Here is a 24,760-nt window from a genome sequence, read left to right on the forward strand (position 1 = left end):
CCTCAGCGCCCCAACACCTTGGCGATGGCCTCCACCAGCAGCTCGCCCGTGACCGGCTTGCGCAGGAAACCGCCGATCCCGGCCGCTTCCACCTGCTTCTGCAGGTCCGGGTCCGTGCGCGCGGTCACCGCCAGCAACGGCAGCGTGTACCCCTGGTTGCGCAGATGCTCGGCCAGCTCGAAGCCGCTGAGGCCCGGCAGGTCCAGGTCAAGCAGGGCCACATCGAAATCACTCCCGCTGATCTCGCGCAGCGCCGCCAACGCATGCCCGGCATGCACCACCTCATGGCCGCGCGCACTCAGAAGACCCTGCACGACATCGGCCACCGTCGCGTCATCCTCCACCAGCAGCACGCGCAGGGGGGGCATGCTCGCTACTGCATCCTCGCTCCGCGCGGCGCTGTCCGCATCCGCGTCGGCGTCCACTTCCAGCGGCAGGGGCAGCATCACTCCAAAGCAGGTTCCGCGCCCCAACTGGCTTTCGACCTGGATCCGGCCCTGCATCGCCTGCGCCAGCTCGCGGCAGATCGCCAGCCCCAGGCCACTGCCACCATACTGCGCCGCGGTACGTGCACCGTCAGCCTGCTCGAACCGGCGGAACAGGCGCAGCTGCTGTTCCTGGCTGATGCCCGGCCCGGTGTCACGCACTTCGAACTGGAGTGCACGCATCGCCTCATCGCACCGGGCATGCAGGGTGATGGTGCCACGGCTGGTGAACTTCACCGCGTTGGACAGCAGGTTGAGCAGGATCTGCCGCACCCGGATCGCATCGCCGGTGGCCTGCAGGCCGGGCGGCAAGCGATTGTCCAGGACGAAACGCAGTCCCTTCTGCGCGGCCAGCGGCCCCATCAGCGCGGCCAGGTCCTGCAGCAGGCAATGGAGCGCGAACGGCCGGGACTGCAGTTCCAGGCGCCCGGATTCGATCCGCGCCAGGTCCAGCGCATCGTTGACCAGATGCAGCAGATGCTCGCCCGCCTGGCGGATGGACTGGGTGTAGCCGCGCTGCTGAGGATCCAGCGGCGAGGACAACAGCAGCTCGCTCATGCCCATCACACCGGTCATCGGCGTGCGGATCTCATGGCCCAGATTGGCCAGGAAGCGCGTCTTGGCCGCCGAAGCCTGCTCGGCCAGTTCCTGCTTGTGCAACGCCAGCTGGTAGGCGTGGCGACGCTGCAGGCGGCGACGGTACAGCCACGCGAACCAGCTGGTCAGCAGCAACGCGATCGACGTCAGCACCAGCAGGCCTGACAGGCTGCGCCACCACGGCGGCTGCACGCGGAACTCCAGGGTCTGCACCCGCGACCAGACGTGGTCGGCCGAGCGCGCCTGCACTTCCAGCCGATAGCTGCCCGGCGGCAGCCGCGAGAACAGGCGTTCACCGGCGGGCCCGACCTCGACCCAGTCCGGGTCATAGCCGGCCAGGCGGTAGCGATACGAATTGGAGGCCGAATCGGCGAAGGACAGCAGGCGCGCCACGATGCGCAGATCGCGGTCGCCGTCGGCGATCAGCAACGGTGCGTCGTGGGTCAGGTCCAGCACCTGCTCGTTGCGGCGCACCTCCACCCGCTCGATCACCAGCGGTGCGCGGCGCACCGAAGGCCGCACCTGTTCCGGATCGAACACCACCACGCCGGCCGGCGTGCCTGCCACCAGCCGTCCCGAAGACGTCGCGATCAAGGTATGCGCGCGGAACTCCTGGCTGGGCAGGCCATCGTGCACGCCATACAGGCGCACGCTCTGGCCGTCCGCGCCGACCCGCACCAGGCCGCGTGCGCTGGTGGCCCAGGCCACACCCTGCGCATCGACCACCAGACCGGTGGCGGAAACCGCCGGATATCCCTGTTCGGCACCAATGACCCCCTGCCGCTCCAGACGCCCCTGGCTCCATCGATAGCGCGACAACCGGCCGTCCTCGGACAGCCACACCTGGCCGTCGCTGCCGGTATACGCCGCGTACAGTGCCGTTGCCGGCGCGCCGGGCACCGGCTGGAAGCGCTGCTGCTCAGGCTGCCACTGCAGCAGCCCGCGGCTGCTGGCCAGCCACAGCTGGTTCTGCGGACCGCATACCAGATCCTGGTTCAGCTGGCCGGTCTGCAGTCCGTTCTGGCCATTGTCCAGTTCGAGCAGCAGCCGACCTTCCAGATCGCGCTGCTGCAGGCCGGCGGGCATCATCAACCACAGGCTGTTGCTGTCGCAGATCATCAGTGCGTCGACATCGCCCTCCATCGCGGCATCGGCAGGCGCGTCGCGTCCCCAGCGGCGCAGCTCGTCGCGTGCCGGGTCATAGCGCAGCAGCGCTCCGGACGAACCGATCCAGACCCGACCATGGCGGTCCTCGCGAACCGAGGTCAGCCAGTGGATGCCATTGACGCCGCGCCGGAACTGCTCGATCTGGCCGGTACGGGGATTGAAGCGATCCAGCGCGCCGTGGCTGCCGACCGTCCAGACACCTCCGTTGCTGGACGCACTGGTGCCGAGTACGTAGGCGTTGCGCAGTGACGATGCATCGTCCTCCAGACGCGAGAACACCGAGAACTGCCACCACCGTGGCAACAGATGCCAGAGACCGGCATTGGTGCTGGCCAGCCAGATGCCGCCCTCGCGATCCTCGTAGGCGCCGGTCCAGTTCGGCCGCACCTGGCCGCGCGCGATCGCGCTGTACAGCGGCACCGTCTGGTACTGGCCATCGACCGCGCGACCGAGTCCGCTGCGGGTGTCCAGCCAGTAGCCCCCCTGCTCATCGCGCAGCATCATGCCCAGCACCTCGTCGCCGGCCGGCACCGACCAGGGTTGCCGCTCGAAGCGACCATCCGGCCGGCGCACGAATGCGCCGGCCAGCGTACTGATCCACAGGCTGCCGTCAGGCTCGGCGGTCAGACCGTTGATCAGCTGGCCGGGCACCTGCTCGTCGCCGACCCGCTCGAAATCGCTGCCGGTCCAACGCGCCACGCCATGCTTGGTGCCCACCCACAGGCTGCCGTCGGGCAGCGTGGCCAGATAGGGCACCGCAGCGGCCGGCAGGCTGCGCGGATTGTTCGCCTCGGGCAGGAAGCGCTGCACCCGATCATTGCCATCCACCCGGTACAGCCCGCCTTCGTGGGTACCGAACCAGATCGAGCCATCGGGGGTGGCGGCCAGGCTCCAGATCGTATTGGTGCTCATCAGCGGCTGGCTGCTGCGGTCGAAGAACCGCAGCTGCCGGCGGTCGGCCGACATCCTTACCAGGCCGGCATTCTCGGTGCCGATCCACAAGCGGTTGCGGGTATCGACCAGCACGGTCCAGATGCGGTTGTCGCGCAGGCCATCCTCGGAGCGCCAGACCCGGTAGTTGCGGCCGTCGTATCGTGCCAGCCCGTCATTGGTGGCGATCCACAGGTAGCCGTAGCGGTCCTCCGCCATGCGGTTGACGGTGTTGGACGGCAGGCCATCGAACACCGTCACCTGCCGGGGCGTGGGCGGTACCGGCTGTGCGGCAGCGGGCGCCAGGCAGCACAGCAGAAGCATCAGCAGCATCGCCGCCCGCAGATACGCCACTGATCGCCTCCTCACGCGTTCCCAGATGGTGCCCGTCGTGCGGGCGTCGGCATGGTAAACCGAAAGTCGCGCCGTTCACGCCCGGCGCCGGCGCAATCAGCCCTCACCCTGGCGCTTGCTGCGAGCCTGCACGATGGCCGCCACCAGCATGTCGCCCGTGACCGGCTTGCGCAGGAAGCCGTCGAAACCGGCGGCCAGCACCTGCGCCTCCGCATAGGCATCGGACCGCGCGGTCACCGCCACCAGTGGCAGCTCATAGCCCATGGCGCGCAGCTGACGGGCGATCGCTGTTCCGTCCAGGGCCGGCAGATCCAGGTCGAGCAGACCGACATCGAACCCCTCGGTCGCGATCTCCGACAAGGCCCCCAGGCCGTGCAGCACGTGCACTACGTCGTGGCCACGACTGCGCAGCAGGCCGGCGATGACGTCCGCTACCGTGGCGTCATCTTCGACCAGCAGGATGCGCAGCGGCGGCAGCGGCGGTGGCGACGCCCTGTCAGAACCACTGTGGGCAGCCTGGCGGGTCCACGGCAGCGGCAGCTGCACGCGGAACCGCGCGCCCCTGCCCGGCTGGCTGTCGACATCGATGCGCCCACCCATCGCCACGGCCAGTTCCTGGCAGATCGCCAGGCCCAGCCCGCTGCCGCCATAGCGCGATGCTGTCCGCGGGCCATCGGCCTGCTCGAAGCGATGGAACAGACGCTGCTGCTGTTCGGCATTGATGCCGGGGCCGGTATCGAACACCTCGAAGCACACCCCGCCGCCATCCTCCTGCAGCCGCACGCCCAGGCCGACCTGGCCGCGCTCGGTGAACTTGATGGCATTGCCGAGCAGGTTCAGCAGGATCTGGCGGATGCGCATTTCATCGCCACTGACGCTGATCGGGCCGGGCAAGGCATCCTCGCGTACAAAATCGAGCTGGCGCTGCTGCGCCATCGGCCGCATCAGCATCTGCACCTGGTCCAACAGCGCGGCAAGATCGAACGGACGCAGGTCCAGCTCCAGCCGCCCGGCTTCGATCCGGGCCAGGTCCAGGGCATCGTTGACCAGACGCAGCAGATGGCTGCCCGCCTGCTGGATCGATCCGGCATAGCTGCGCTGTACCGGATCCAGTGATGTGGCCAGCAGCAGTTCGCTCATGCCCAGTACGCCGGTCATCGGCGTGCGCACCTCATGACCCAGCGTGGCCAGGAAGTGGCTCTTGGCCTGCGAGGCCTGCTCGGCGAGCTGCTGCTTGTGCACGGTCAGCTGCCACTGCTGGCGCCTTCTCAGACGGCTGCGGATCGCCCATGCCAGCACCAGCAGCAGCAACGAGCCCAGCAGCAGGTAGCCGAAGATCGCCATGCCGCTGCGCCACCAGGGCGGCAATACCTTCACCTGCAGTTGCTGCGACGGCGTCCACGGACCACTGTCGGTGGCCGCCTGTACTTCGATCACGTAGGCACCGGGCGCGAGGCGCGACAGCGTGCGCTGGCCGTCGCCGCCCTGCTCCACCCAGTTCTGGTCATAGCCCTGCACCCGGAACCGATAGCGGTTGCCCTGCGGGTTGCCGTACGAGAGCAGCCGCGCGTCGATCTGCAGATCACGGTCATCCGGACCCAGCAGCAGCACCCCGGTGGTCGGCACGGGTTGCCAGCCGCGCGCATCGTCGCGACGTACGCGCACCTGCGCGATCACCAGCGCGGAGGATGGCAGCGGGGTGTCGGCGGCATTGACGTCGAAACCGACCGCGCCGGTCTGGGTCACCGCGAGCACGCGGCCATCGGCGTTCACCGCAGGCGGCCGGCCGGTGAATTCGGCATCGGGCAGTCCGTCGCGCTCGGTGAACTGCCTCAGCCGCTGCGTTTTCGGATCCCAGCGCAGCAGACCGCGCGGCGTGGTGGCCCACAGGCGGCCATCGTCGGCCAAGGCCAGCCCACCCATGCTCAGGGGTGGCACGCCGGCGGCAGCATCGACGCGCTGCACCAGGCGCAGGCTCATGCCGTCCCACTGGTAGCGCTCGAAGGCGCCCTGGCGGGCGAGCCACAGCTGCTGCGGATCGATCCACACCAGGTCGTAGATCGAGCCCCGCGAGACGCCCGGAACCGCCTCGAAGCGCTCACCCTGCTGGCGCCAGAGGCCCATGTCACCCATCACCCAGGCCTGCCCGCGCGGATCGAATCGAATCTGCTCGATCGGCGCATCGCCCAGGCCGCGGAATCCCTCGACGGGGAAACTGCGCAGCACCCGGCCATCCTCAAGGCGCTGCTGCACGCCGACGTTCATCACCGACACCCAGGCGGTGCCATCCGGCGCCTGCCGCATCAGGTCGATGCGCTGGCGCAGGTCTGAACCGCCGTCGATGCGCCAGTCCTGGGTTGCGCGGGTGGCCGGGTCATAGACGGTGATGCGCCCGGCGCGGCCCAGCCAGAGGCGGCCGTCCGGCCGCGGCAGTACCGACCAGACCGCGCCACTGCCCAGTTCGCGATCACTGGCAAGCACACTCAGCACGCCCTGCGCATCGATCCGGTACACGCCGTGTGCCGAACTCACGTAGTAATTCCGGCCATCGGTGGCCGCACTGAGCAGGTACTGGCTGTCCAGCGGTTTGCCGTCGAGCTGGTTCCAGGTGGAGAAGCGGCGCCAGTCCGGCGGCAGATAGGCCAACCCCTGGCTCAGCAGAGCCACCCAGACCCCGCCTTCGTGGTCCTGCAGCAGATCGAGCACGCCGCTGTGGGCGGTCAGGAAGCCGCTGCCGCGATCGCCCTCCAGGCGCCACAGTGTCTGCGCATCACCGCGCAGCAGCCCATCCGAGGTACCTGCCCAGTAGCCTCCCTGCCGATCCGCCAGCACCAGTGCCGAGCGAAAGCGATCACTGCCGGACCAGCGTGGACGGCTGACGCGGTCCTGGGCATCGATGCGGAACAGGCCTTCGTTCTGGCTGCCGACCCAGATCGATCCATCGGGGTCGCGGCTGAGACGCAGCACGCTGACCCTGCCCAGCTCGCGCGGCGCGATGGCCTCGAAGCCGTTGCCGTTCCAGCGGGCGACACCGGCCTCGGTACCGACCCACAGGCGGCCCTGCGCGTCGACCAGGCTGCTGAAGATGGTGTTGCTGGGCAAGCCGCCGGGGCGCTGCGGATCATGCTGGAAGAAGCGCAGGCTGCCATCCTCGCCGAAGCGGCATACGCCATGGCCGCTGGTGCCGATCCACAGCGCATCGCCCGCGTAGGCCAGTGTCCAGAACTGGCTCTGGCATTCATTGTTCACCGCGGCGAAGCTGGAGAAACGCTCGCGATCCGCGTCCAGCCGGGCGATGCCCTTGCCGTTGATGCCGACCCACACCCGGTCCAGCGGATCCACCAGCAGGGTCTCGATCTCGTTGCCCGGCAGCGAACCCGGCCGCTCCGGTTCATGCTGCCAGACCCGCAGCGTCGTGCCGTCATAGCGGGCCAACCCACCATCGGTGGCCGCCCAGATGTACCCCTGGCGGTCCTCGGCCAGGGCCACGACCATGCGCGACGGCAAGCCCTCGGCGGCGCCGAAGCGGCGCAGTCGTGGTGTCTCCCCAGCCATGTCCAGAGTCGCGGCCACCGTGGCGCTTGCCAGCAGCAGCAGACCCGTTACTGCGATGCCTCGGCACCACAGACGCCAGCCACTCGTCATCCTGAACCCCCGATCCAGCCGCGATTGTCACACAGCCCAGGCTTCACGACTGCAACAGCCCGTTTCCAGTGGCATCACCACCACGAACTGTTGCAGCCATGCACGCAGCGTTGTCAGGGGGCTGTGCGTATGATCGCAGCGTCCCCTCCCGGAGCCCGCCATCGATGCGACCCCGCCTGCTCCTGCTGCCGTTGCTGCTCGCCGCTGCGCCCGCCTGGGCACAGCTCGATACCTACCGGCTGGATCCGGTGCACACGCGGGTGCTGTTCACGATCGATCATGCCGGCTACTCGCAGGCCATGGGGACAGTATCGGGCAGTGAGGGCCTCCTTCAGTTCGATCCCGACAACTGGCGCGAGGCAACCCTGCAGGTCGATGTGCCGGTCGCCCGGCTGGATCTGGGAGATGCCAAATGGAACCAGGCCACGCTGGCCCGCAGCCTGCTTGATGGCGAGCGGTTTCCCAGCGCCCGGTTCGTATCGTCGCGGGTCGAACCGATCGATGCGAACCACGCCCGTGTGTTCGGCACGCTGACCCTGCGCGGGGTCAGCCAGGAGGTCGCGCTGGATGTGACCCTCAATGCCATCAAACGCTATCCGTTGCCGCCGTTCCGCCGCACCGCCGGTTTTTCCGCCAGCACCACGTTGAGCCGCCGCGCGTTCGGCATCACCGCCTGGCCCGGGGTGATCGGCGACGCGGTACAGGTACGGATCGAGGCCGAGGCCTTCCTCGACCGCAGCGACAGGCCGGGAACTCCTGCCCCGGTTCCCCACTCCGACAGCAAGACGGCCCCCAAGGACCCCGCATGACCGCCAAGAACTCCCCTGCCGCCTGGGGCAGTGTCAGCCAGACCCTGCACTGGTTGATCGCACTACTGATCCTCGCCCTTGGCGTGATCGGCCTGACCATGGGCGAACTGCCCAGGACGCCCAAATACTTCTGGGTCTACACCGCGCACAAGTCGATCGGCATCACCGTGCTGGCCCTGGTGCTGCTGCGCCTGGTCTGGCGCCTCTACGCCGGTGCGCCCAAGCCCGTGCCGGGTGTGCCCAGCTGGCAGGAGCGCATCGCCAGCGCTACCCACGTGCTGCTGTACGTGCTGATGTTCGCCATTCCGCTTTCGGGCTGGCTGTACGACTCTGCCAGCGGGCTGCGGCCCTTCCGCTGGTTCGGCCTGGTCGATGTGCCCAAGCTCAGCGGACCGGATCCGCAGGTCGTCGCCGTGTCGCATGCGATCCATGAGTACGGCTTCTGGCTGCTGATCGCTGTGGTGCTGGCCCATGCCGGCGCTGCCCTTTACCACCACCTGTTCCAGCGCGACGCGACGTTGAGCCGCATGCTGCCGCGTGGCTGGCTTGCCTCTCCCCAGAAGGACTGACCGATGAATCTGAAACTGACCACCCCGGCGGCCGTGGCCGCTGCCCTGGCCGGCATGCTGGCCACTGCCCCGGCGTTGGCCGCGGACTATGCACAGGCTCCCGGCGCGGGCTCGATCCTGGTATTTGCCAGCAAGTACGACGGCGAAGTGTTCACCGGCAGCTTCCCGGGCTTCGCCACCAAGCTCAGCTTCGATCCCGCCAATCCGGCGGCCGGCTCACTCGACGTCGTGATTCCGCTGGCCGGCGCCAGGAGCGGCAACAGCGATCGTGACTCGACGCTGCAGAGCGCGGACTTCTTCAATGTCGGCAAGTTCGCCACCGCGCGTTACACCGCGAAGGGCTTCCGCGCCATCGGCAATGACCAGTTCGCCGCCGATGGCACGCTCGAGCTGCGTGGTGTCAGCAAGCCGGTGACGCTCACCTTCACCTGGAAGCCGGGCACGCAGCCGGTGCTGACCGGCAAGGCCACCGTCAAGCGCCTGGACTTCAGCGTCGGCGCCGGCGATTGGGCCGACACCAAGACCATCCCCGACGAAACCGCGATCAGCACGATCGTGAAGTTCGACGCGAAGTAAGCCACGGGCCATGCCCGGCTCCACCTGGGAACGGTGATACAGGGTGGCGCCGGGCCATGCCCGGCGGCTTCACCCCGCAGCCAGCCAGGCCCGCACCCGCGCCGCATCGAAGGGCCAGTCCAGTTCGCGGCCGCCCGCCTCGTCGCGCAGCACCGGTACCCGCGCGCCGTAGTGCGCCTCCAGCGCTGGATGGTCATCCAGGAACACCGAATCGAACTCGGGCGCGCGTGCCTTGGCCAGTTCGGCCAGGGCCATATCGCACAGGTGGCAGTCGTCACGCTGGAACAGGGTCAACACCGGCTTGCCTCGCTTGGCGGAAATGCTGCGCCGCAGCCATCGGAGGGCCCGGCAAGCCGCTAGAATAGCCGCTTGTCCGGTACCCGCAGTTTGGCATCCATGGCTGTCAGCACGTTCGACGTCTTCAAGATCGGCATTGGCCCGAGCTCTTCCCACACCGTCGGACCGATGAAGGCCGCCGAGCGGTTCATCCATCGCTGGCTGCTCGACCCCGGCCGCCTGCACGAGGTCGCACGCATCCGCGCCGACGTCTACGGTTCGCTGGCGCTGACCGGTCGCGGCCATGGCACCGACAAGGCGATCCTGCTTGGCCTGGAAGGCCAGCGCCCCAACCTGATCGATCCGGACATCATTCCGTCCACGCTGGATCGCATCCGCAGCAGCAAGCGCATCCAGCTGATGGGCCAGCATGAGATCGCCTTCGACGAGAAGCGCGACCTCGGCATGAACAAGCGGCAGAAGCTGCCGTACCACACCAACGGCATGCGCTTCACCGCGTACAACGCCGACGATGAAGTGATCGCCACGCGCGACTATTACTCCGTTGGCGGTGGCTTCGTGGTCAACCAGGACGACGCGGCCGATGACCGCATCGTGCCCGACGAAACCCCGCTGCCCTATCCGTTCAAGAGCGGCGACGAGCTGCTCGCGCAGACCGCGCGCAGCGGCCTGAGCATCGCGCAGCTGATGTTCGAGAACGAGAAGTGCTGGCGCAGCGAGGACGAGATCCGCGCCCAGCTGCGCGAGATCTGGAGCGCGATGCAGTCGTGCGTGACGCGCGGCATCCGCGAGGAAGGCGTGCTGCCGGGCGGCCTGAAGGTCGGCCGTCGCGCGCCGGCGCTGTACCGCGAGCTGTCGTCGAAGCCGGAAGCGGCGATGCGCGATCCGCTGACCACGCTGGACTGGGTCAATCTGTACGCGCTGGCCGTGAACGAGGAAAACGCCGCCGGTGGCCGCGTGGTGACCGCGCCGACCAACGGTGCGGCCGGCGTGCTGCCCGCGGTGCTGCATTACTTCGACCGGTTCTGCCCGGGCGCGAACGAGCAGCGCGTGTTCGACTTCCTGCTGACCTCGGCGGCGATCGGCATCCTCTACAAGGAGAATGCTTCGATTTCCGGTGCCGAAGTAGGCTGCCAGGGCGAAGTGGGCGTGGCCTGCTCGATGGCGGCCGGCGGCCTGGTTGCGGCGCTGGGTGGCAATCCAAGCCAGATCGAGAATGCCGCGGAAATCGGCATGGAACACAACCTCGGCCTGACCTGCGACCCGATCGGTGGGCTGGTGCAGATTCCCTGCATCGAGCGGAACGCGATGGGCGCGGTGAAGGCGATCAACGCCTCGCGCATGGCGATGCGCGGCGATGGCAAGCACAAGGTGTCGTTGGACAAGGTCATCAAGACCATGCGCGACACCGGCCGCGACATGCAGGACAAGTACAAGGAAACCAGCCGCGGCGGCCTCGCGGTGAATGTCATCGAGTGCTGATGACGGGCATCTGGCGGACGACACCGTCACCGCATTCCGGTTAGGCTCGGGCGTCCCCTGTCACGGAATGTCCCATGCGCGTGATCGCCGCCCTGCTGCTGGCCTCCCTGCCCCTCACCGCCGCTGCCGCACCGGCCTATGGGCCACGGCTGGAGGGCTTCGACTACGGCCATCCGGTACAGACCTTCACCCTGGAATCGCAGCAGCAACCGCTGCAGATGGCCTATCTGGATATCGCGCCGACGACCGCGCCGATCGGCGTGGTGGTGCTCCTGCATGGCAAGAATTTCTGCGCGGCGACCTGGAAGGAAACCATCCCTCCCCTGCTCGCCGCCGGTTACCGCGTGATCGCACCTGACCAGGTCGGCTTCTGCAAATCCAGCAAGCCCGAGCGCTACCAGTATTCATTCGGCCAGCTCGCCGCCAACACCCATGCACTGCTGCAGCAGCTGCAGCTCGGCGGCCTGCCCGTGCACCTGGTCGGCCATTCGATGGGGGGCATGCTGGCGGTGCGCTATGCACTGACCTATCCGCAGGACCTGCGCAGCCTGTCGCTGGTCAATCCGATCGGCCTGGAGGACTGGAAGGCGCTGGGCGTGCCGTGGCGAAGCGTCGATGCCTGGTATGCCGGCGAGCTGAAAACCAGTTACGAGAGCATCCGCCGCTACCAGCTGGACGTGTACTACGACGGCACCTGGAAGCCTGCCTATGAAACCTGGGCACGCATGCAAGCGGGCATGTACGAGGGCGACGGCAGGCAGGCGGTGGCCTGGAGCCAGGCACTTGCCTCGGACATGGTGTTCAACCAGCCGGTGGTGTACGAGCTGAAGAATCTGAAGGTGCCGACCGCGCTGTTCATCGGCCAGAAGGACCGCACCGCGATCGGTCGTGACCTGGCACCGGCAGAAGTGAAGGCACGGTTGGGCAACTATCCGGCGCTGGGCAAATCGGCCGCTGCGGCGATTGCCGGCGCGACGCTGGTCGAATTCGCCGAACTGGGCCATTCGCCGCAGGTACAGGACCCCAGGCAGTTCAATGCCGCGCTGCTGAAGGTGTTGAAAGGGCGCTGAAACTGCGGATCCGCCGGGCATGGCCCGGCGCTACCGGGACGAACACGACATTGCAGGTAGCGCCGGGCCATGCCCGGCGAGCGCAGCGGTGCGGATAACACCGGGCCATGCCCGGCGGGCGCAGCGGGACCCTGCTCATCCCACGATGCGCAGCACGTCATCCAGCAATGCGGCAGCAGTGACTTCCGCGCCCGCTCCCGGCCCCTGGATCAGCAACGGCTGGGTGCGATAGCGGTCGCTGTGGATGGCGACGCGGTTGTCGGTGCCCGCCCCCTGCGCCAGCGGATGATCGGCCGGCAGTTCACGCAGCCCCACCTGTGCGCCGTCAGCGTCGACCCGGCCGACGAAGCGCAGAACACGGCCGCTGTCCGTCGCCTGCTGCCAGCGCGCCTGCAGCGGTGCGTCCAGCTGCTCCAGTTCGGCCAATGCGTCGTCCAGCGGCAGCGCAGCCAACGCCGAAGGCACCAGTGAATCCACGTGCACCTGTGCGGCATCCAGCGCCAGTCCGCTGCTGCGCGCCAGAATCAGCAGCTTGCGCCGCACATCCTCGCCGGACAGATCCAGGCGCGGATCCGGTTCGGTGTAACCCGCGGCCAGCGCCTCGCGCACTGCAGCCGAGAACGGCGAACGGCCGTCATAGCGATGGAACAACCAGGCCAGGGAACCGGACAATACCCCCTCGATCGCGTGGATGTGATCCCCCCCGGCCACCAGCGCGCGCAGGCTGCTCAACAGCGGCAGTCCCGCTCCCACGGTGGCACTGTCGCCGTACCGGGCGCCGCTGTCGGCGCAGCTCTCGGCGATGGCCTTCGCGCGTGACAGCTGCCCGCCCCGGCCCAGCTTGTTGGCCGTCACTACATGCACCCCGCGCGCCAGCCACTGCGCATGGCGGGCGGCCACGTCTTCGCTGGCGGTGGCATCAACCACCACATCGCCACGCTCCAGCCCTTCGGCACCGGCCCACGGTGGCACGCTCTGGCCGCCACGCGGTGCGCGCCGCGCCAGTTCGAGCGGCAGGGCCAGATCGCGGTCAATGGCCAGCGCAGTACGCGAGTTGGCCAGCCACTGCACGCTGGGCAGTTCCAGGCCGCGCGCCTGCAGGGCCTGGTAGCGCTGCACGAACGCAGAGCCCACCGTCCCGGTGCCCAGCAGTGCCAGGCGACCGCCGCCCAGCGCCGGAATCTCGGCAGCCAGCGCGCTCATGCGTCCACCACCTGTTTGCGACGTGCGGCAGCGTCGATCACCGCTTCGGCGCGGGCCAGCGCCGCACCCAGATCGGCCAGCAGGTCGCGCTCGGCCTCGATGCCGACCGACAGGCGCAGCAGCCCTTCGCTGATGCCAGCGGCAGCACGCGCCTCAACGCTCATCGCTGCGTGGGTCATGGTCGCCGGATGCGCGACCAGGCTTTCCACGCCGCCCAGCGATTCGGCCAGGGTGAAGCAGCGCAGTCCATCGACAAACGCGCGCACGGCAGCGTGCGGATCCTCGCCGGCGCAGTCGGCCAGCTCGAACGACAGCATCGCGCCGAAGCCGCTCTGCTGGCGTGCGGCGATGGCATGACCGGGATGGTCGGCCAGGCCGGGGTAATACACCCGGGCCACGGCGGGGTGCGCGTCCAGCAGCGCGACGATCGAGGCCGTGTTCTCCTGGTGCACACGCAGGCGTGCATCCAGCGTGCGCAGGCCGCGCAGAGTCAGGAAAGCATCGAAGGGAGAGCCGGTCAGCCCGAGTGCGTTGCCCCACCACACCAGCTGTTCGTGCAGCGCGGGATCACGTGCGATCACCGCACCGCCGACGACATCGCTGTGGCCGTTGATGTACTTGGTGGTCGAATGCAGCACCAGGTCGGCACCGAAGGAGAGCGGCTGCTGCAGCGCCGGCGACAGGAACGTATTGTCGACCGCCACCAGCGCCCCGGCCTTGTGCGCCGCCTCGATGACGAAGCGCAGGTCGGTGATGCGCAGCAGCGGGTTGGACGGGGTTTCCACCAGCACCAGCCGTGGCTGGGTGGCCAGGGCCTGCGCCAGCGTGCGCGGGTCGGTGAGGTCGGCGGTGACCAGTTCGAAATGCCCCTTCTTCGCCAACGCGTTGAACAGGCGCCAGCTGCCGCCGTAGGCATCGTGCGGTACCACCAGCGTGTCGCCCGGCTGCAGCAGGGCATTCAGCACCAGGTTGATGGCGCCCATGCCGGTAGCGGTGACCACGCCACCGGCTCCGCCTTCCAGTTCGGCCAGTGCTTCGCCCAGCAGGTCGCGCGTCGGGTTGCCACTGCGCGTGTAGTCGTACTGGCGCTTGTTGCCGAAGCCTTCGAAGCTGAAGTTCGACGACAGCACGATCGGTGGAGTGACCGCGCCATGGGCGGTGTCACGATCGATGCCGGCGCGGACGGCGGCAGTGGTGCGACAACAGGACGGCTCGGCGGCGTGCAGGCTCATGCGGACTCTCCAGAAGTGCGGAAGGCGGTAGCGAGGATCGCGTCGATGCGATCGGTTTCTTTGAGGAAGGCGTCGTGGCCGTATGGGGAGCGCAGCACGCGCAGGCTGCCGCGCGGACCCAGCCCCTCGACCAGGCCGACCAGGTCGGCCAACGGCACCAGCCGATCGCCTTCCACGGCCACCACCACGGTTGGCGGCAGGATGGCGGTGGGATCCACGCGATGCAGGTCGATCGATTCGGACAGGCGCAGGTAGGCGGTCACCGGGGTGCGCGCGACGTACTGCGCGCCCGCCGCGTCGAGGTAGTCCTCGGCGGCCACACGGACGCGGCCGTTGACCACCTCGGGCGGAGCGTCGAAGCGCTCGCCGAACTCTTCCGGCGTGCGGTAGCTGAGCATCGCGAACTGCCTGGCCAGTGCCAGGCCATGGTCTTCACCGCATTGCAGCTGTCCCAGGGCGACCGCCCGGCGCTGCAACGCACGCCACGCCGCGGCATAGGGGTGCGGACGGTGCGCACCACTGGCCAGCACCAGCTGGCGCACGCGGGCGCGATGGCGGACAGCGAACTGCTGCCCGACCAGGGCGCCATAGGAGTAGCCGACAAACGCCTTCAGTGTGCGGATGCCCAGGTGATCCAGCAGCAGGGCCAGCGCGTCGGCCTGGTCGGCCGTGTCGATCGGCACGTCCAGCGCGCCATCCGCACCGATGAAGTCGAACGCCAGAACGCGCAGCTGCTGCGGATCGAGCGTACGGCCACTGCCGACCAGTTCCTCGGCCCAGCCCTTCTCGGCGAACTGCGCGTTGGACGCAACATGGCGATGGGCGGAGATGCCGCCAGCCAGTACCACCACCGGTGCATCGACCGGTCCCACCCATTCGTAGCGAACGCGTACCGGGCACGCGCCGGCGTGGCGCATCGACAGCACCGCGGCGAACTCGCCACGCTCGGCGTGCACGCGGTCTTCGACCGGCACGCTGACGGGGACAAAGGGTTCGGGGCGAAGCGTGGTGCTGGGGGCGAAGCTCATGGCGGGATCCGTTAGGGGAATCGGCCATCGAGCCTTCGCGGGGCTCGCGTTCGAGATGCACCTGCGGTGCATGGTTCGAACCATCTTCCGGTGGACGCCACGGTCCCCGCAGGATTTGGCACCTACGCCGGCACTTGCGCGCCTGCGGGCTGCCCCGGCTTCAAAGGGCCTGTCCCTCTGCCGGTCTCGATGGTGGAGCCACGATGCCATCGCTTTCCGCCCATGTCAATCCCTTCATGCGGATAAAGCGATGAATGCCCGGAGCGATCGCTGCGGCCCACCTTTCGCGGATCAGGTACAGTCGCGGCGGTCCCCCTGTCCGGAACGCCCGATGCCGCGCCTGCCCTTGTCCTGCCTGCTGCTGCCGCTGCTGGTCAGCACCACCGCCGGAGCTGCCGACTGGCGGCAGGGCTGGGGCCTGGTGCCCTCACCGGCCCCCGCCCCCGGCACGCAGGGCATCGGCCAGGCGGTCCCCATGGCGCAGCTGCGGCTGCAGCAGGTGGGCGAATACTGGCAGGCCCGGATCGACAACACCCTGGCCGGCCCATTACAGGTTGAACTGCGCGCTGGACCCGGGCGCCCCATCGAGGGCCTGCCGGTACGGTCGCTGGTGCAGGGCGACAGCAGCTTCGTGGTCGGTCACCTGCCCTCGCCCGTGGGCGGCAGCACGCTCGACGTACGCCTGCAGTCGGTACCGGGCCGTCCCGACGCCCGCGCCGAAGACGTGGCCTACCGCCTGCCGTTCGACGCCGCACGCCTGCGCGTGGACCAGGCGCCGCAGGGCCGGTTCAGCCACGATGACGAGGAGAACCGCGACGCCGTGGACTTCGCCCTGCCCGAGGCGACGCTGGTGCTGGCCGCGCGCGAGGGAACCGTGATGCAGATCCAGGACGGCTTCCGCGGCAACGGCCAGGACCGCGAGCGCGACGGCGGCAGGGCGAATTTCATCCGTGTCCTGCACAGCGACGGCAGCATGGCGCTGTACGGCCATCTGCAGGCAGGCGGCATGCGCGTGCGTCGTGGCCAGGCCGTGCAGGCCGGACAGCCGATCGGCCTGTCCGGCAACAGCGGCTACAGCAGCGCCCCGCACCTGCATTTCGTGGTGCAGGTCAACCGCGGCATGGCGCTGCGCTCGGTACCCGTGCGCATCTTCGCCTCCCAGGGACAGCTGCAGTTCGCCCGCCAGGGTGATGCCGAGGGCGCGGCCGGGCGCTGACCGGCCACGGCCGGTATAATCAGGCGCTTATCTCTTTGAAAAGCGCCCCGGGCGGGCGCCACTGCCATGTCCGAAGTCGCCACCGAAGCGTCGCGTCGCCGCACCTTCGCCATCATCTCCCATCCTGACGCCGGCAAGACCACGCTGACCGAAAAGCTGCTGCTGTTCGGAGGCGCGATCCAGATGGCCGGTTCGGTCAAGGGCCGCAAGGCGGCCCGCCATGCCACCTCCGACTGGATGGCGCTGGAGAAGGAACGCGGCATCTCCGTCACCTCCTCGGTGATGCAGTTCCCGTACGAAGGCAAGATCGTCAACCTGCTCGACACCCCCGGCCACGCCGACTTCGGCGAGGACACCTACCGCGTGCTGACCGCGGTGGACTCGGCACTGATGGTGATCGACGTGGCCAAGGGCGTGGAAGAGCGCACCATCAAGCTGATGGAAGTGTGCCGCCTGCGCGACACCCCGATCATGACCTTCATCAACAAGCTGGACCGCGAGGGCAAGGATCCGATCGAACTGCTGGATGAAGTGGAAACCGTGCTGGGCATCCAGTGCGCGCCCGTCACCTGGCCGATCGGCATGGGCCAGCGCCTGAAGGGCGTGGTCCACCTGCTGACCGGCGAGGTGCACCTGTACGAACCAGGTCGCAACTTCACCCGCCAGGATTCGACCATCTTCCCGTCGATCGACGCTCCCGGCCTGGCCGAGAAGATCGGCGCACAGATGCTGGCCGACCTGCGCGATGAACTGGAGCTGGTGCAGGGCGCCAGCCATCCGTTCGACCTGCAGGCCTATCGCGAGGGCAAGCAGACGCCGGTGTTCTTCGGTTCGGGCGTGAACAACTTCGGCGTGCAGCCCCTGCTGGACTTCTTCGTCGAGCACGCGCCATCGCCGCAGGCACGCGCCACCACCGGCCGCGAGATCGCCCCGGAAGAGAGCAAGCTGACCGGCTTCGTGTTCAAGATCCAGGCCAACATGGACCCGCAGCACCGCGACCGCGTCGCCTTCATGCGGGTGTGCTCGGGCCGCTTCAGCGCGGGCATGAAGACCTTCCACGTGCGCACCGGCAAGGAGATGAAGCTGGCCAACGCCCTGACCTTCATGGCCAGCGACCGTGAAATCGCCGCCGAGGCCTGGCCGGGCGATGTGATCGGCATCCACAACCACGGCACCATTTCCATCGGCGATACCTTCACCGAAGGCGAGGCCGTCACCTTCACCGGCATCCCCAACTTCGCCCCGGAGCTGTTCCGCCGTGCGCGCCTGCGCGATCCGCTCAAGCTCAAGCAGCTGCAGAAGGGCCTGGCCCAGCTCTCCGAAGAGGGCGCGACCCAGTTCTTCCGGCCGCTGACCAGCAACGATCTGATCCTGGGTGCGGTGGGCGTGCTGCAGTTCGACGTGGCCGCTTACCGCCTGAAGGACGAGTACGGCGTGGAAGCCACCTTCGAGCCGGTCAGCGTCACCACGGCGCGCTGGATCCACTGCAGCAACGAGAAGAAGCTGGAAGAGTTCCGCGAGAAGAACGCACTGAACCTGGCGCTGGACGCCGCCGGCCATCTGGTCTATCTCGCGCCGACCCGGGTCAACCTGCAGCTGGCACAGGAGCGCGCGCCCGACGTGCGCTTTGCCGCCACCCGCGAGGCCGCGCACACCGTGTCGGTGGCCTGAGCCTGGGGTCGGATCCCTTTCCGCAGGAAAGGGCTCTGACCCCAGCACCCAGGGATTCATCGACCATACGGTAACCGGCGTGCATGCGCCCGCCATCGCGGCGATGATAGGGGGGCGCGGGTCCCCCTCCCCGCGAATGATGCCTACGCCATGTCCTCGACTTCCGTTGCTTCGATCCGCGAAGAAATCGCCAGTGCGCTGACCCACGGTCTCGGCGCCGTACTGGCGCTCGGTGCGGGTGCCGTGCTGATCACCCTGGCCGCCATCTACGGCGATGGTTGGCAACTGGCAGGTGCGATCGTGTTCGGCATCGCGCTGCTGCTGCTGTACACCGCCTCCACCCTCTACCACGCCATCCAGCATCCGGTTGCCAAGGGCAGGCTGAAGGTCTTCGACCACTGCGCGATCTATGTACTGATCGCCGGTACCTATACGCCGTTCACGCTGATCGGCCTGCGCGGCCCCTGGGGCTGGGGCCTGTTCGCCGCGATCTGGACGCTGGCCCTGGCCGGCGTGGTGTTCAAGCTGTTCTATACCGGCCGCTTCAAGCGCCTGTCCACCGCCATCTACGTGGCCATGGGCTGGCTGGTGATCGTCGCGGTCAAGCCCATGCTGGCCTCCATCGATGGCTGGACGCTGGGCTGGCTGCTGGCCGGAGGTATCTCCTACACGCTGGGAACCTACTTCTATCACCGCGAATCGATCCCCTATTCGCATGCGATCTGGCACCTGTTCGTGATCGGCGGCAGTGTCTGCCACTTCGTCGCGGTGACCATGCAGGTGCTGTAGAGAGCCGTGCCACACGCGTTCATGTGCACACCGCGCACATGAACGCTTCGCGCTGCGTCCACCCGCGCAGGGCAACCATGGCAGCGTGAATGCGACTGCCTCCCCTGCTCCGCCGCGTCCGTCGCGCTGGCGCTTCCGCCGCCCTGGCCCGCGAGGCCAGCGCTGGCTGGCGGTGCTGGTGTTCCTGCTGGCGGCCATCCTGGTATTGATCGCGCTCTGGGACTGGAACTGGTTCAAGGGGCCGGTCGAGCGGGCGGTACAGGCGCGGACCGGCCGCGTGCTGCAGATCGGCCACCTGGATGTCGACCTCGGCCGTACCAGCACGATCCGCGCCGACACCGTCACGTTCGCCAATGCGTCATGGGCGAAGCAGCCGAACATGGCCAGTGCCGACCGGGTCGAAATCGACCTGCGGGTGTGGCCCCTGCTGCGGGGCAGCGTGCAGCTCCCCGAGATCCGCCTGACCCGTCCCGACGTGCTGCTGGAAACCGCCCCACGCAAGGGCGAGCCGGGCAACTGGGATTTCCTGGGTGACAGCCGCGGCGGCGCCACGCCCCAGCTCAAGCGGCTGCGTATCGATGACGGCCGCCTGCAGTTCATCGACGCGGCGGGTCGCACCGACATCCATGTCAATGTGCGTAGTGGCCGGCCCAGGCAGGCGGATGCCGCGCCGCCCCTGCTGGTGCAGGGCAAGGGTCGTTGGCAGGGCAATCCTTTCACCCTTCGCGGCGGCACCGAATCTCCGCTGGAACTGACCGACAGCGATCATCCCTTCCGCATCCATCTTGATGGGCGTGCAGGTGCCACCCATGCCGTCGCCCGTGGCACCCTGACCAATCCCTTCCAGCTGCAGGTGCTCGACCTCGCTTTCGCGCTCAGTGGCCAGGATCTGGCCGACCTGTATCCCCTGCTGGGCATCGCCATTCCGCCTTCGCCGCCCTATGCCCTGGAGGGGCGCCTGAAGCGCGACCATAACGTGTGGCGCTACGAGCAGTTCACCGGCAAGGTCGGCGACAGCGATCTCGGCGGCAATGTGAAGTTCGAAACAGGTGGTGCGCGCCCGCGCCTGACGGCCACGCTGGAGTCCCGCCGGCTGGACTTCGACGACCTGGCCGGCTTTGTCGGCGCCCCGCCCAGAACCGGTGGCGGCGAGACCGCCAACGCCGAGCAGAAGGCCGAGGCCGCACGCGTGGCGGCGCGTACCAGGGTGCTGCCGGACACGCCGTACAATCTCGGCAAGCTGCGCGCGATGGATGCCGATGTGCGCTGGAAGGCACATCGCATCAACGCACCATCGCTGCCGCTTGACGATATGGATGCGCATCTGCTGCTGGACGATGGCGTGCTGCGGCTGGACCCGCTGAACTTCGGTGTGGCCGGTGGTGACATCCGCAGCACGATCCGCATGGATGCGCGGCAGCCGCAGATCGCCACCGCGCTCAAGGCCAGCGTGCGCGGCGTGCAGCTGGGACAACTGTTCCCGGATGCGAAGCTGGCCGAACAGGCCAAGGGCGGCATCGGTGGCGAAATCGACCTCAGCGGCCGCGGCAACTCGATCGCCGCCATGCTGGGCAGCAGCAATGGCGATGTGGGCCTGGCAATGGGACGTGGCCACGTCGGCAATCTGGTGATGGAACTGGCCGGGCTGGACATCACCGAGGCAGTCAAGTTCCTGGTGACCGGCGACAAGCAGATTCCGCTGCGCTGCGCCTTTGCCGACTTCGGCGTACGCGAGGGATTGATGACCAGCCGCACGTTCGCCGTCGATACCACCGACACGCTGATTCTCGGCGAAGGCACCGTCAGCCTGCGCGATGAGTCGCTGGACCTGCTGCTGAAGCCACGGCCGAAGGACCGCAGCATCCTCGTGCTGCGCTCGCCGCTGCACATCGCGGGAACGTTCAAGGATCCTTCGTTCCGCCCGGACTTCAAGGCGCTCGGCGTCCGCGGTGCGGTCGCCCTGGCGCTGGGAAGCATCGCGCCACCGGCCGCACTGCTGGCCACGATCGAACTGGGCCCCGGCAAGGACGCCGACTGCGGCGGGCAGTACGCGAAGTAGGCACGTTTGTTGGATCGCGAATTGAGGGGCGCGCGGAACGACAAAGTGTTGCCAACCCAGATTGGCCGCTACCCACCGCGCTCGCCGCAATGTATCCAGAAGCGGAGGGCATGGCCGTGCAGGACCGTTGGCGCCATGGATGGCGCCATCGAGCCCCCATGGATGGGTTTACGGCGTGTCCTGCACGGCCATGCCCTCCGCCTTCCGGCGCATCAGCAAGGCGCCGCTTTGGCTTTGGCTTTGGCTTTGGCTTTGGCTTTGGCTTCGGCTTCGGCTCCGAACAGCGGGCCGGCGGGCCGCAGGCCCGCCAGCGAAAACTCATCCCGCCACGATGTACTGCTGCAGCTGGTCCAGCTCGCGGCGCTGTGCATCGATCACCGACTTCACCAGATCGCCGATGGAAATCACGCCCAGCACCTGTCCCCCCTCCACCACCGGCAGATGGCGGATACGGTAATCGGTGACCAGCTGCAGGCAATGTTCGACCTGTTCGCCGGGCGCCACCGTCACCACCTTCGCAGTCATGATCTCGGCTACCGCCGTATCGCGTGAGGAACGATCGCGCAGCACGATCTTGCGGGCGTAATCACGTTCGGACAGGATGCCGACCAGTCGCGGCCCTTCCATCACCAGCACCGCACCGATGCCCTTCTCGGCCATCAGCCGGATCGCATCGATCACCGCCGCGCCGGGCGCGACCGCATGCACTTCAGGGGACTTGCCGTCCAACAGTTGCCGTACCGACGTCATCTGCCTGCCCTCCCAGGGTGGGTTGCACGACGGAGTCTGCCACGGACGATGCTAGCCAGGCGTCAACCAGGTACAGGGGACGCTGCTTGGACTCCTCATACAGGCGCCCCAGGTACTCGCCGATCAGGCCCAGCGCGATCAGCTGCACGCCGCCCAGGAACAGGATCACCGCCATCATCGTCGGCCAGCCCGCCACGCGGTCGCCGTACATCGCGGCCTTCACGATCACCCAGACACCGAACACGAAGGCCACCGCCGCAGTGGCCAGGCCCAGATAGGTGGCCGCGCGCAGCGGCACGGTGGAGAAACCGGTGATGCCTTCCAGCGCGAAGTTCCACAGCCGCCACAGGCTGAACTTGCTGCTGCCGGCCACCCGCGGGTGGCGCTGGTACGGCACCGCCACCCGGCGGAAGCCAACCCAGCTGAAAAGCCCCTTCATGAAACGGTGACGCTCGCGCATTTCACGCAACGCGCTCAGCGCGCGTGGCGACAGCAGGCGGAAGTCGCCGGTATCGGCGGGAATCGGCGTGCGCGACAGGCGGCCGATCACCCGGTAGAACATCGCCGCGGTCGCACGCTTGACCCAGCTCTCGCCCGCGCGCGCCCGGCGCGTGCCATAGACGTTGTCATAACCCTCGCGCCACCGCGCCACGAACTGCGGCAGCAGCTCCGGTGGATCCTGGCCGTCGGCATCGAGAATCATCGCCGCACCCTCGCGGACGAGATCCAGCCCGGCGGTCAGCGCGGCCTCCTTGCCGAAATTGCGCGACAGCTTCAGCGCCGACACGCGTGGCTCGGACTGCGCCAGCGTGGCGATCACCTCCCAGGTTCCGTCCTGGCTGCCGTCGTCAACGTAAAGGATGTGGCCATCGATGTCCGGCATCGCATCCAGTACCGCGCACAGGCGCGGGTGCAGTACCGGCAGCGCCAGAGCTTCGTTGCAGGCGGCAATGACGACGGTGAGGCGTTCACGGATCATGCCCGGATTGTACGTCGCCAGTGCGGAGCGGCGCAGACGCCCGCCTCAGTCCTCGGCCAGGTACGCAGCGCCGCCCAGCTGCCGGGCCTGGCGCTGGATCCACGCGGCGCGACGCTGTACGTAGGGACCGGGCGAGGCCGCGCTGTAGCGCCGCGGTGCCGGCAACACGGCCGCCAACCGTGCGCTCTCGGCCGGGCTGAGGCGCGCGGCGTCCTTGCCCCAGAAGGTCTTCGCCGCCGCCTGCGCACCGTACACGCCGTCACCGAACTCGGCGATGTTCGCGTACATCTCCAGGATCCGCTGCTTGGGCCACAACGTTTCGATCAGCACCGTGTACCAGACCTCCAGGCCCTTGCGGATCCAGCTGCGGCCCTGCCAGAGGAACAGGTTCTTGGCCACCTGCTGGCTGATGGTGCTGGCCCCGCGCAGCCGGCCGCCCCGCGCGTTGTGGTCACGCGCCTTCTCGATGGCCTGCAGATCGAACCCACTGTGTTCGGGGAAACGCTGGTCCTCGGCCGCCACCAGCGAAATCGGCAGGCTCGGCGCCATCTGGTCCAGATCCCGCCACTGGTAGTGCAGCCGGTAGGCCCAGTCGCCCGCACCCAGCGCCTCCCCGTAGCGCCACAGCATCACGCTGGAAATGGGCGGATCCACGAAGCGCAGCACCAGCACCTGCAGGCAGCTGAAGGCCACGAACAGCACCGGCAGCCACAGCAGCCGCTTCCAGTGCCAACGCCGGCGGCGCGGAACGTCCCCGGCCACCTTCACCTTGTCCTGCTCTCCCCCTGCCCCCATTAGTGGTGCATCCTTCTTCTGCCTGGCTGTCGGCGCATTATCCGGCAACCACCCCTGTTTCCGCGCGATGTGAGCCGATGACCGCCCAACCTGATTCCCTGATCCGCTTCCTGCTTCCCGACGCGGGTGTCCGCGGCGTACACGTGCGCCTGCAGGCCACCTGGCAGGAAATCCTGTCCCATGCCCATTACCCGGATGCCGCAGCCGAGCTGCTCGGCGAAGCCTGCGTGGCCTCGGCGCTGTTCACCGGCCACACCAAGGTCGACGGCCGCCTGTCCATCCAGCTGCGCAGCAGCACCACGCTGCGCACGCTGTTCGCCGAATGCACCGCCGCCGGCACCCTGCGCGGCATCGCCCAGCTCAGCGAGGGCGCCGACGCGCCGCGCGACCTGTCCAGCCTGGGCGATGATGCCCTCCTCGCCATCACCATCGAGAACCCCGGGCTGGACCCGCGCGAACCGCAGCGCTACCAGAGCCTGGTCGGGCTCAGCGCCGCGGAACTGGACGAGGCCTTCGAGGACTACTTCCGGCAGTCCGAGCAGTTGCCGACGCGACTGCTGCTGGCCGCCGACCGCACGGGGGCCAGCGGCCTTCTGCTGCAGAAACTACCCGGCGACGAGGGCGACGAAGATGGCTGGTCACGCGCCAGTGCCCTGTTCGAGACCCTGGGCAGGGCCGAACTGCTCGCCACTCCCGCCGAGCAGCTGCTGCACCGCTTGTTCCATGAGGAGAACCCGGAGCTGATGGGCAGCAAGCCACTGTCCTTTGCCTGCTCCTGCTCGCGCGAGCGGGTTGCCTCGATGCTGCAGTCGCTGGGCGAGGAAGAGGCGCGGGCGGCGGCCGAAGCCACCGGCGAGGTCGAAGTCCGCTGCGAATTCTGCGGACGGGAGTATCACTTCCCGTTGACGGAGTTCGGCATACTGTTCCACGGTGCCGAGGGGGCTGTTCCGGCACCTGAACGCCTTCAGTAAGCGGCGGGTCTTGCACCTGGGGAGGATCAAGGCTTGTTAAGAAATCATAAACACCCTAGGATCGAGTCCCCGCCCCTGCGGGAACT

Annotated in this window: 19 protein-coding genes and 1 riboswitch; of the genes, 10 read left to right on the plus strand and 9 right to left on the minus strand. The window is 68.1% G+C overall.

Annotated elements, in window-relative coordinates:
• Positions 1-2 precede the first annotated feature (2 nt).
• Together AC5P5M_RS03070 and AC5P5M_RS03075 are read right to left on the minus strand one after the other, a co-directional pair.
• Positions 3-3,533 carry a hybrid sensor histidine kinase/response regulator gene (locus AC5P5M_RS03070; protein WP_495205551.1) on the minus strand — a complete coding sequence of 1,177 codons (3,531 nt, stop codon included), beginning with the start codon at positions 3,531-3,533 and terminating at the stop codon, positions 3-5.
• A gap of 96 nt (positions 3,534-3,629) precedes the next feature.
• Positions 3,630-7,178, minus strand: a complete 3,549-nt coding sequence (locus tag AC5P5M_RS03075; protein ID WP_495205552.1) for a sensor histidine kinase — start codon at positions 7,176-7,178, stop codon at positions 3,630-3,632.
• 164 nt (positions 7,179-7,342) lie between these two features.
• Between AC5P5M_RS03075 and AC5P5M_RS03080 the strand changes: the two genes are divergently transcribed.
• Genes AC5P5M_RS03080 through AC5P5M_RS03090 form a run of 3 tightly spaced genes read left to right on the plus strand, consistent with a single transcriptional unit; the run spans position 7,343 to position 9,132 of the window.
• Positions 7,343-7,987: a YceI family protein gene (locus AC5P5M_RS03080; protein WP_476340692.1), complete on the plus strand. Its 645-nt coding sequence runs from the start codon at positions 7,343-7,345 to the stop codon at positions 7,985-7,987.
• Complete coding sequence (locus AC5P5M_RS03085) at positions 7,984-8,556, plus strand: cytochrome b (protein ID WP_065182624.1); 573 nt, start codon at positions 7,984-7,986, stop codon at positions 8,554-8,556. Before AC5P5M_RS03080 ends, AC5P5M_RS03085 begins: the two co-directional genes overlap by 4 nt.
• A gap of 3 nt (positions 8,557-8,559) precedes the next feature.
• Complete coding sequence (locus AC5P5M_RS03090) at positions 8,560-9,132, plus strand: YceI family protein (protein WP_053519881.1); 573 nt, start codon at positions 8,560-8,562, stop codon at positions 9,130-9,132.
• 69 nt (positions 9,133-9,201) lie between these two features.
• Here the strand turns inward: AC5P5M_RS03090 and AC5P5M_RS03095 are convergent, their stop codons facing one another.
• Positions 9,202-9,429, minus strand: a complete 228-nt coding sequence (locus AC5P5M_RS03095; RefSeq protein ID WP_495205553.1) for a glutaredoxin family protein — start codon at positions 9,427-9,429, stop codon at positions 9,202-9,204.
• A 99-nt stretch (positions 9,430-9,528) separates the two neighbouring features.
• Here AC5P5M_RS03095 and AC5P5M_RS03100 point away from each other — a divergent pair, with 99 nt between their 5' ends.
• Together AC5P5M_RS03100 and AC5P5M_RS03105 are read left to right on the plus strand one after the other, a co-directional pair.
• On the plus strand, positions 9,529-10,911 hold the full coding sequence (locus AC5P5M_RS03100; RefSeq protein ID WP_053519882.1) for an L-serine ammonia-lyase: 1,383 nt from the start codon (positions 9,529-9,531) through the stop codon (positions 10,909-10,911).
• Positions 10,912-10,985: 74 nt separating this feature from the next.
• Positions 10,986-11,981 (plus strand): alpha/beta fold hydrolase, encoded by a 996-nt coding sequence (locus tag AC5P5M_RS03105; RefSeq protein ID WP_262100872.1) that lies wholly within the window; start codon positions 10,986-10,988, stop codon positions 11,979-11,981.
• 135 nt (positions 11,982-12,116) lie between these two features.
• Here AC5P5M_RS03105 and AC5P5M_RS03110 read toward each other — a convergent pair whose 3' ends face one another.
• From AC5P5M_RS03110 to metX, 3 genes are read right to left on the minus strand one after another with little or no spacing between them, the layout of a single operon-like run.
• Complete coding sequence (locus AC5P5M_RS03110; RefSeq protein WP_197601062.1) at positions 12,117-13,184, minus strand: homoserine dehydrogenase family protein; 1,068 nt, start codon at positions 13,182-13,184, stop codon at positions 12,117-12,119.
• Complete coding sequence (locus AC5P5M_RS03115) at positions 13,181-14,416, minus strand: O-succinylhomoserine (thiol)-lyase (RefSeq protein ID WP_053519885.1); 1,236 nt, start codon at positions 14,414-14,416, stop codon at positions 13,181-13,183. The genes AC5P5M_RS03110 and AC5P5M_RS03115 overlap by 4 nt, the downstream gene beginning before the upstream one ends.
• Positions 14,413-15,444 carry a homoserine O-succinyltransferase MetX gene (gene metX / locus AC5P5M_RS03120; RefSeq protein ID WP_053519886.1) on the minus strand — a complete coding sequence of 344 codons (1,032 nt, stop codon included), beginning with the start codon at positions 15,442-15,444 and terminating at the stop codon, positions 14,413-14,415. The genes AC5P5M_RS03115 and metX overlap by 4 nt, the downstream gene beginning before the upstream one ends.
• 77 nt (positions 15,445-15,521) lie before the next feature.
• Positions 15,522-15,640: riboswitch (SAM riboswitch) on the minus strand.
• 135 nt (positions 15,641-15,775) lie between these two features.
• Here metX and AC5P5M_RS03125 point away from each other — a divergent pair.
• From AC5P5M_RS03125 to AC5P5M_RS03140, 4 genes are all read left to right on the plus strand, one after another.
• A complete protein-coding gene (locus AC5P5M_RS03125; RefSeq protein ID WP_053519887.1) occupies positions 15,776-16,660 on the plus strand; it encodes a M23 family metallopeptidase in 885 nt (294 codons plus the stop codon).
• Between the two features lie 66 nt (positions 16,661-16,726).
• A complete protein-coding gene (locus tag AC5P5M_RS03130) occupies positions 16,727-18,331 on the plus strand; it encodes a peptide chain release factor 3 (RefSeq protein ID WP_164151560.1) in 1,605 nt (534 codons plus the stop codon).
• Positions 18,332-18,481: 150 nt separating this feature from the next.
• Complete coding sequence (gene trhA, locus AC5P5M_RS03135) at positions 18,482-19,120, plus strand: PAQR family membrane homeostasis protein TrhA (protein ID WP_053519889.1); 639 nt, start codon at positions 18,482-18,484, stop codon at positions 19,118-19,120.
• An 85-nt stretch (positions 19,121-19,205) separates the two neighbouring features.
• Positions 19,206-21,179 carry an AsmA family protein gene (locus AC5P5M_RS03140; RefSeq protein ID WP_128990773.1) on the plus strand — a complete coding sequence of 658 codons (1,974 nt, stop codon included), beginning with the start codon at positions 19,206-19,208 and terminating at the stop codon, positions 21,177-21,179.
• A 318-nt stretch (positions 21,180-21,497) separates the two neighbouring features.
• On the opposite strand, the gene AC5P5M_RS03145 is transcribed toward AC5P5M_RS03140, so the two are convergent.
• From AC5P5M_RS03145 to mtgA, 3 genes are read right to left on the minus strand one after another with little or no spacing between them, the layout of a single operon-like run.
• Positions 21,498-21,929: a CBS domain-containing protein gene (locus tag AC5P5M_RS03145; RefSeq protein ID WP_053520201.1), complete on the minus strand. Its 432-nt coding sequence runs from the start codon at positions 21,927-21,929 to the stop codon at positions 21,498-21,500.
• Positions 21,889-22,908 (minus strand): glycosyltransferase family 2 protein, encoded by a 1,020-nt coding sequence (locus AC5P5M_RS03150; protein WP_053520200.1) that lies wholly within the window; start codon positions 22,906-22,908, stop codon positions 21,889-21,891. The genes AC5P5M_RS03145 and AC5P5M_RS03150 overlap by 41 nt, the downstream gene beginning before the upstream one ends.
• A gap of 45 nt (positions 22,909-22,953) precedes the next feature.
• Positions 22,954-23,703 (minus strand): monofunctional biosynthetic peptidoglycan transglycosylase, encoded by a 750-nt coding sequence (gene mtgA / locus AC5P5M_RS03155; RefSeq protein ID WP_053520199.1) that lies wholly within the window; start codon positions 23,701-23,703, stop codon positions 22,954-22,956.
• A gap of 77 nt (positions 23,704-23,780) precedes the next feature.
• On the opposite strand from mtgA, the gene hslO reads away from it, so the two are divergent.
• On the plus strand, positions 23,781-24,674 hold the full coding sequence (hslO, locus tag AC5P5M_RS03160; protein WP_180876610.1) for an Hsp33 family molecular chaperone HslO: 894 nt from the start codon (positions 23,781-23,783) through the stop codon (positions 24,672-24,674).
• Positions 24,675-24,760: the final 86 nt, after the last annotated feature.

It is taken from the genome of Stenotrophomonas sp. YJH_SMC_106-19 (assembly GCF_059368375.1).

What these genes read in the sequence shown, in the direction of transcription:
- AC5P5M_RS03115 (WP_053519885.1), bottom strand. Translation starts at nt 14,416, where the DNA reads ATGAGCCTGCACGCCGCCGAGCCGTCCTGTTGTCGCACCACTGCCGCC.
- AC5P5M_RS03110 (WP_197601062.1), bottom strand. Translation starts at nt 13,184, where the DNA reads ATGAGCGCGCTGGCTGCCGAGATTCCGGCGCTGGGCGGCGGTCGCCTG.
- AC5P5M_RS03130 (WP_164151560.1), top strand. Translation starts at nt 16,727, where the DNA reads ATGTCCGAAGTCGCCACCGAAGCGTCGCGTCGCCGCACCTTCGCCATC.
- AC5P5M_RS03090 (WP_053519881.1), top strand. Translation starts at nt 8,560, where the DNA reads ATGAATCTGAAACTGACCACCCCGGCGGCCGTGGCCGCTGCCCTGGCC.
- mtgA (WP_053520199.1), bottom strand. Translation starts at nt 23,703, where the DNA reads ATGGGGGCAGGGGGAGAGCAGGACAAGGTGAAGGTGGCCGGGGACGTT.
- AC5P5M_RS03080 (WP_476340692.1), top strand. Translation starts at nt 7,343, where the DNA reads ATGCGACCCCGCCTGCTCCTGCTGCCGTTGCTGCTCGCCGCTGCGCCC.
- AC5P5M_RS03145 (WP_053520201.1), bottom strand. Translation starts at nt 21,929, where the DNA reads ATGACGTCGGTACGGCAACTGTTGGACGGCAAGTCCCCTGAAGTGCAT.
- AC5P5M_RS03105 (WP_262100872.1), top strand. Translation starts at nt 10,986, where the DNA reads ATGCGCGTGATCGCCGCCCTGCTGCTGGCCTCCCTGCCCCTCACCGCC.
- AC5P5M_RS03075 (WP_495205552.1), bottom strand. Translation starts at nt 7,178, where the DNA reads ATGACGAGTGGCTGGCGTCTGTGGTGCCGAGGCATCGCAGTAACGGGT.
- AC5P5M_RS03085 (WP_065182624.1), top strand. Translation starts at nt 7,984, where the DNA reads ATGACCGCCAAGAACTCCCCTGCCGCCTGGGGCAGTGTCAGCCAGACC.
- metX (WP_053519886.1), bottom strand. Translation starts at nt 15,444, where the DNA reads ATGAGCTTCGCCCCCAGCACCACGCTTCGCCCCGAACCCTTTGTCCCC.
- AC5P5M_RS03100 (WP_053519882.1), top strand. Translation starts at nt 9,529, where the DNA reads ATGGCTGTCAGCACGTTCGACGTCTTCAAGATCGGCATTGGCCCGAGC.
- AC5P5M_RS03150 (WP_053520200.1), bottom strand. Translation starts at nt 22,908, where the DNA reads ATGATCCGTGAACGCCTCACCGTCGTCATTGCCGCCTGCAACGAAGCT.
- hslO (WP_180876610.1), top strand. Translation starts at nt 23,781, where the DNA reads ATGACCGCCCAACCTGATTCCCTGATCCGCTTCCTGCTTCCCGACGCG.
- AC5P5M_RS03125 (WP_053519887.1), top strand. Translation starts at nt 15,776, where the DNA reads ATGCCGCGCCTGCCCTTGTCCTGCCTGCTGCTGCCGCTGCTGGTCAGC.
- trhA (WP_053519889.1), top strand. Translation starts at nt 18,482, where the DNA reads ATGTCCTCGACTTCCGTTGCTTCGATCCGCGAAGAAATCGCCAGTGCG.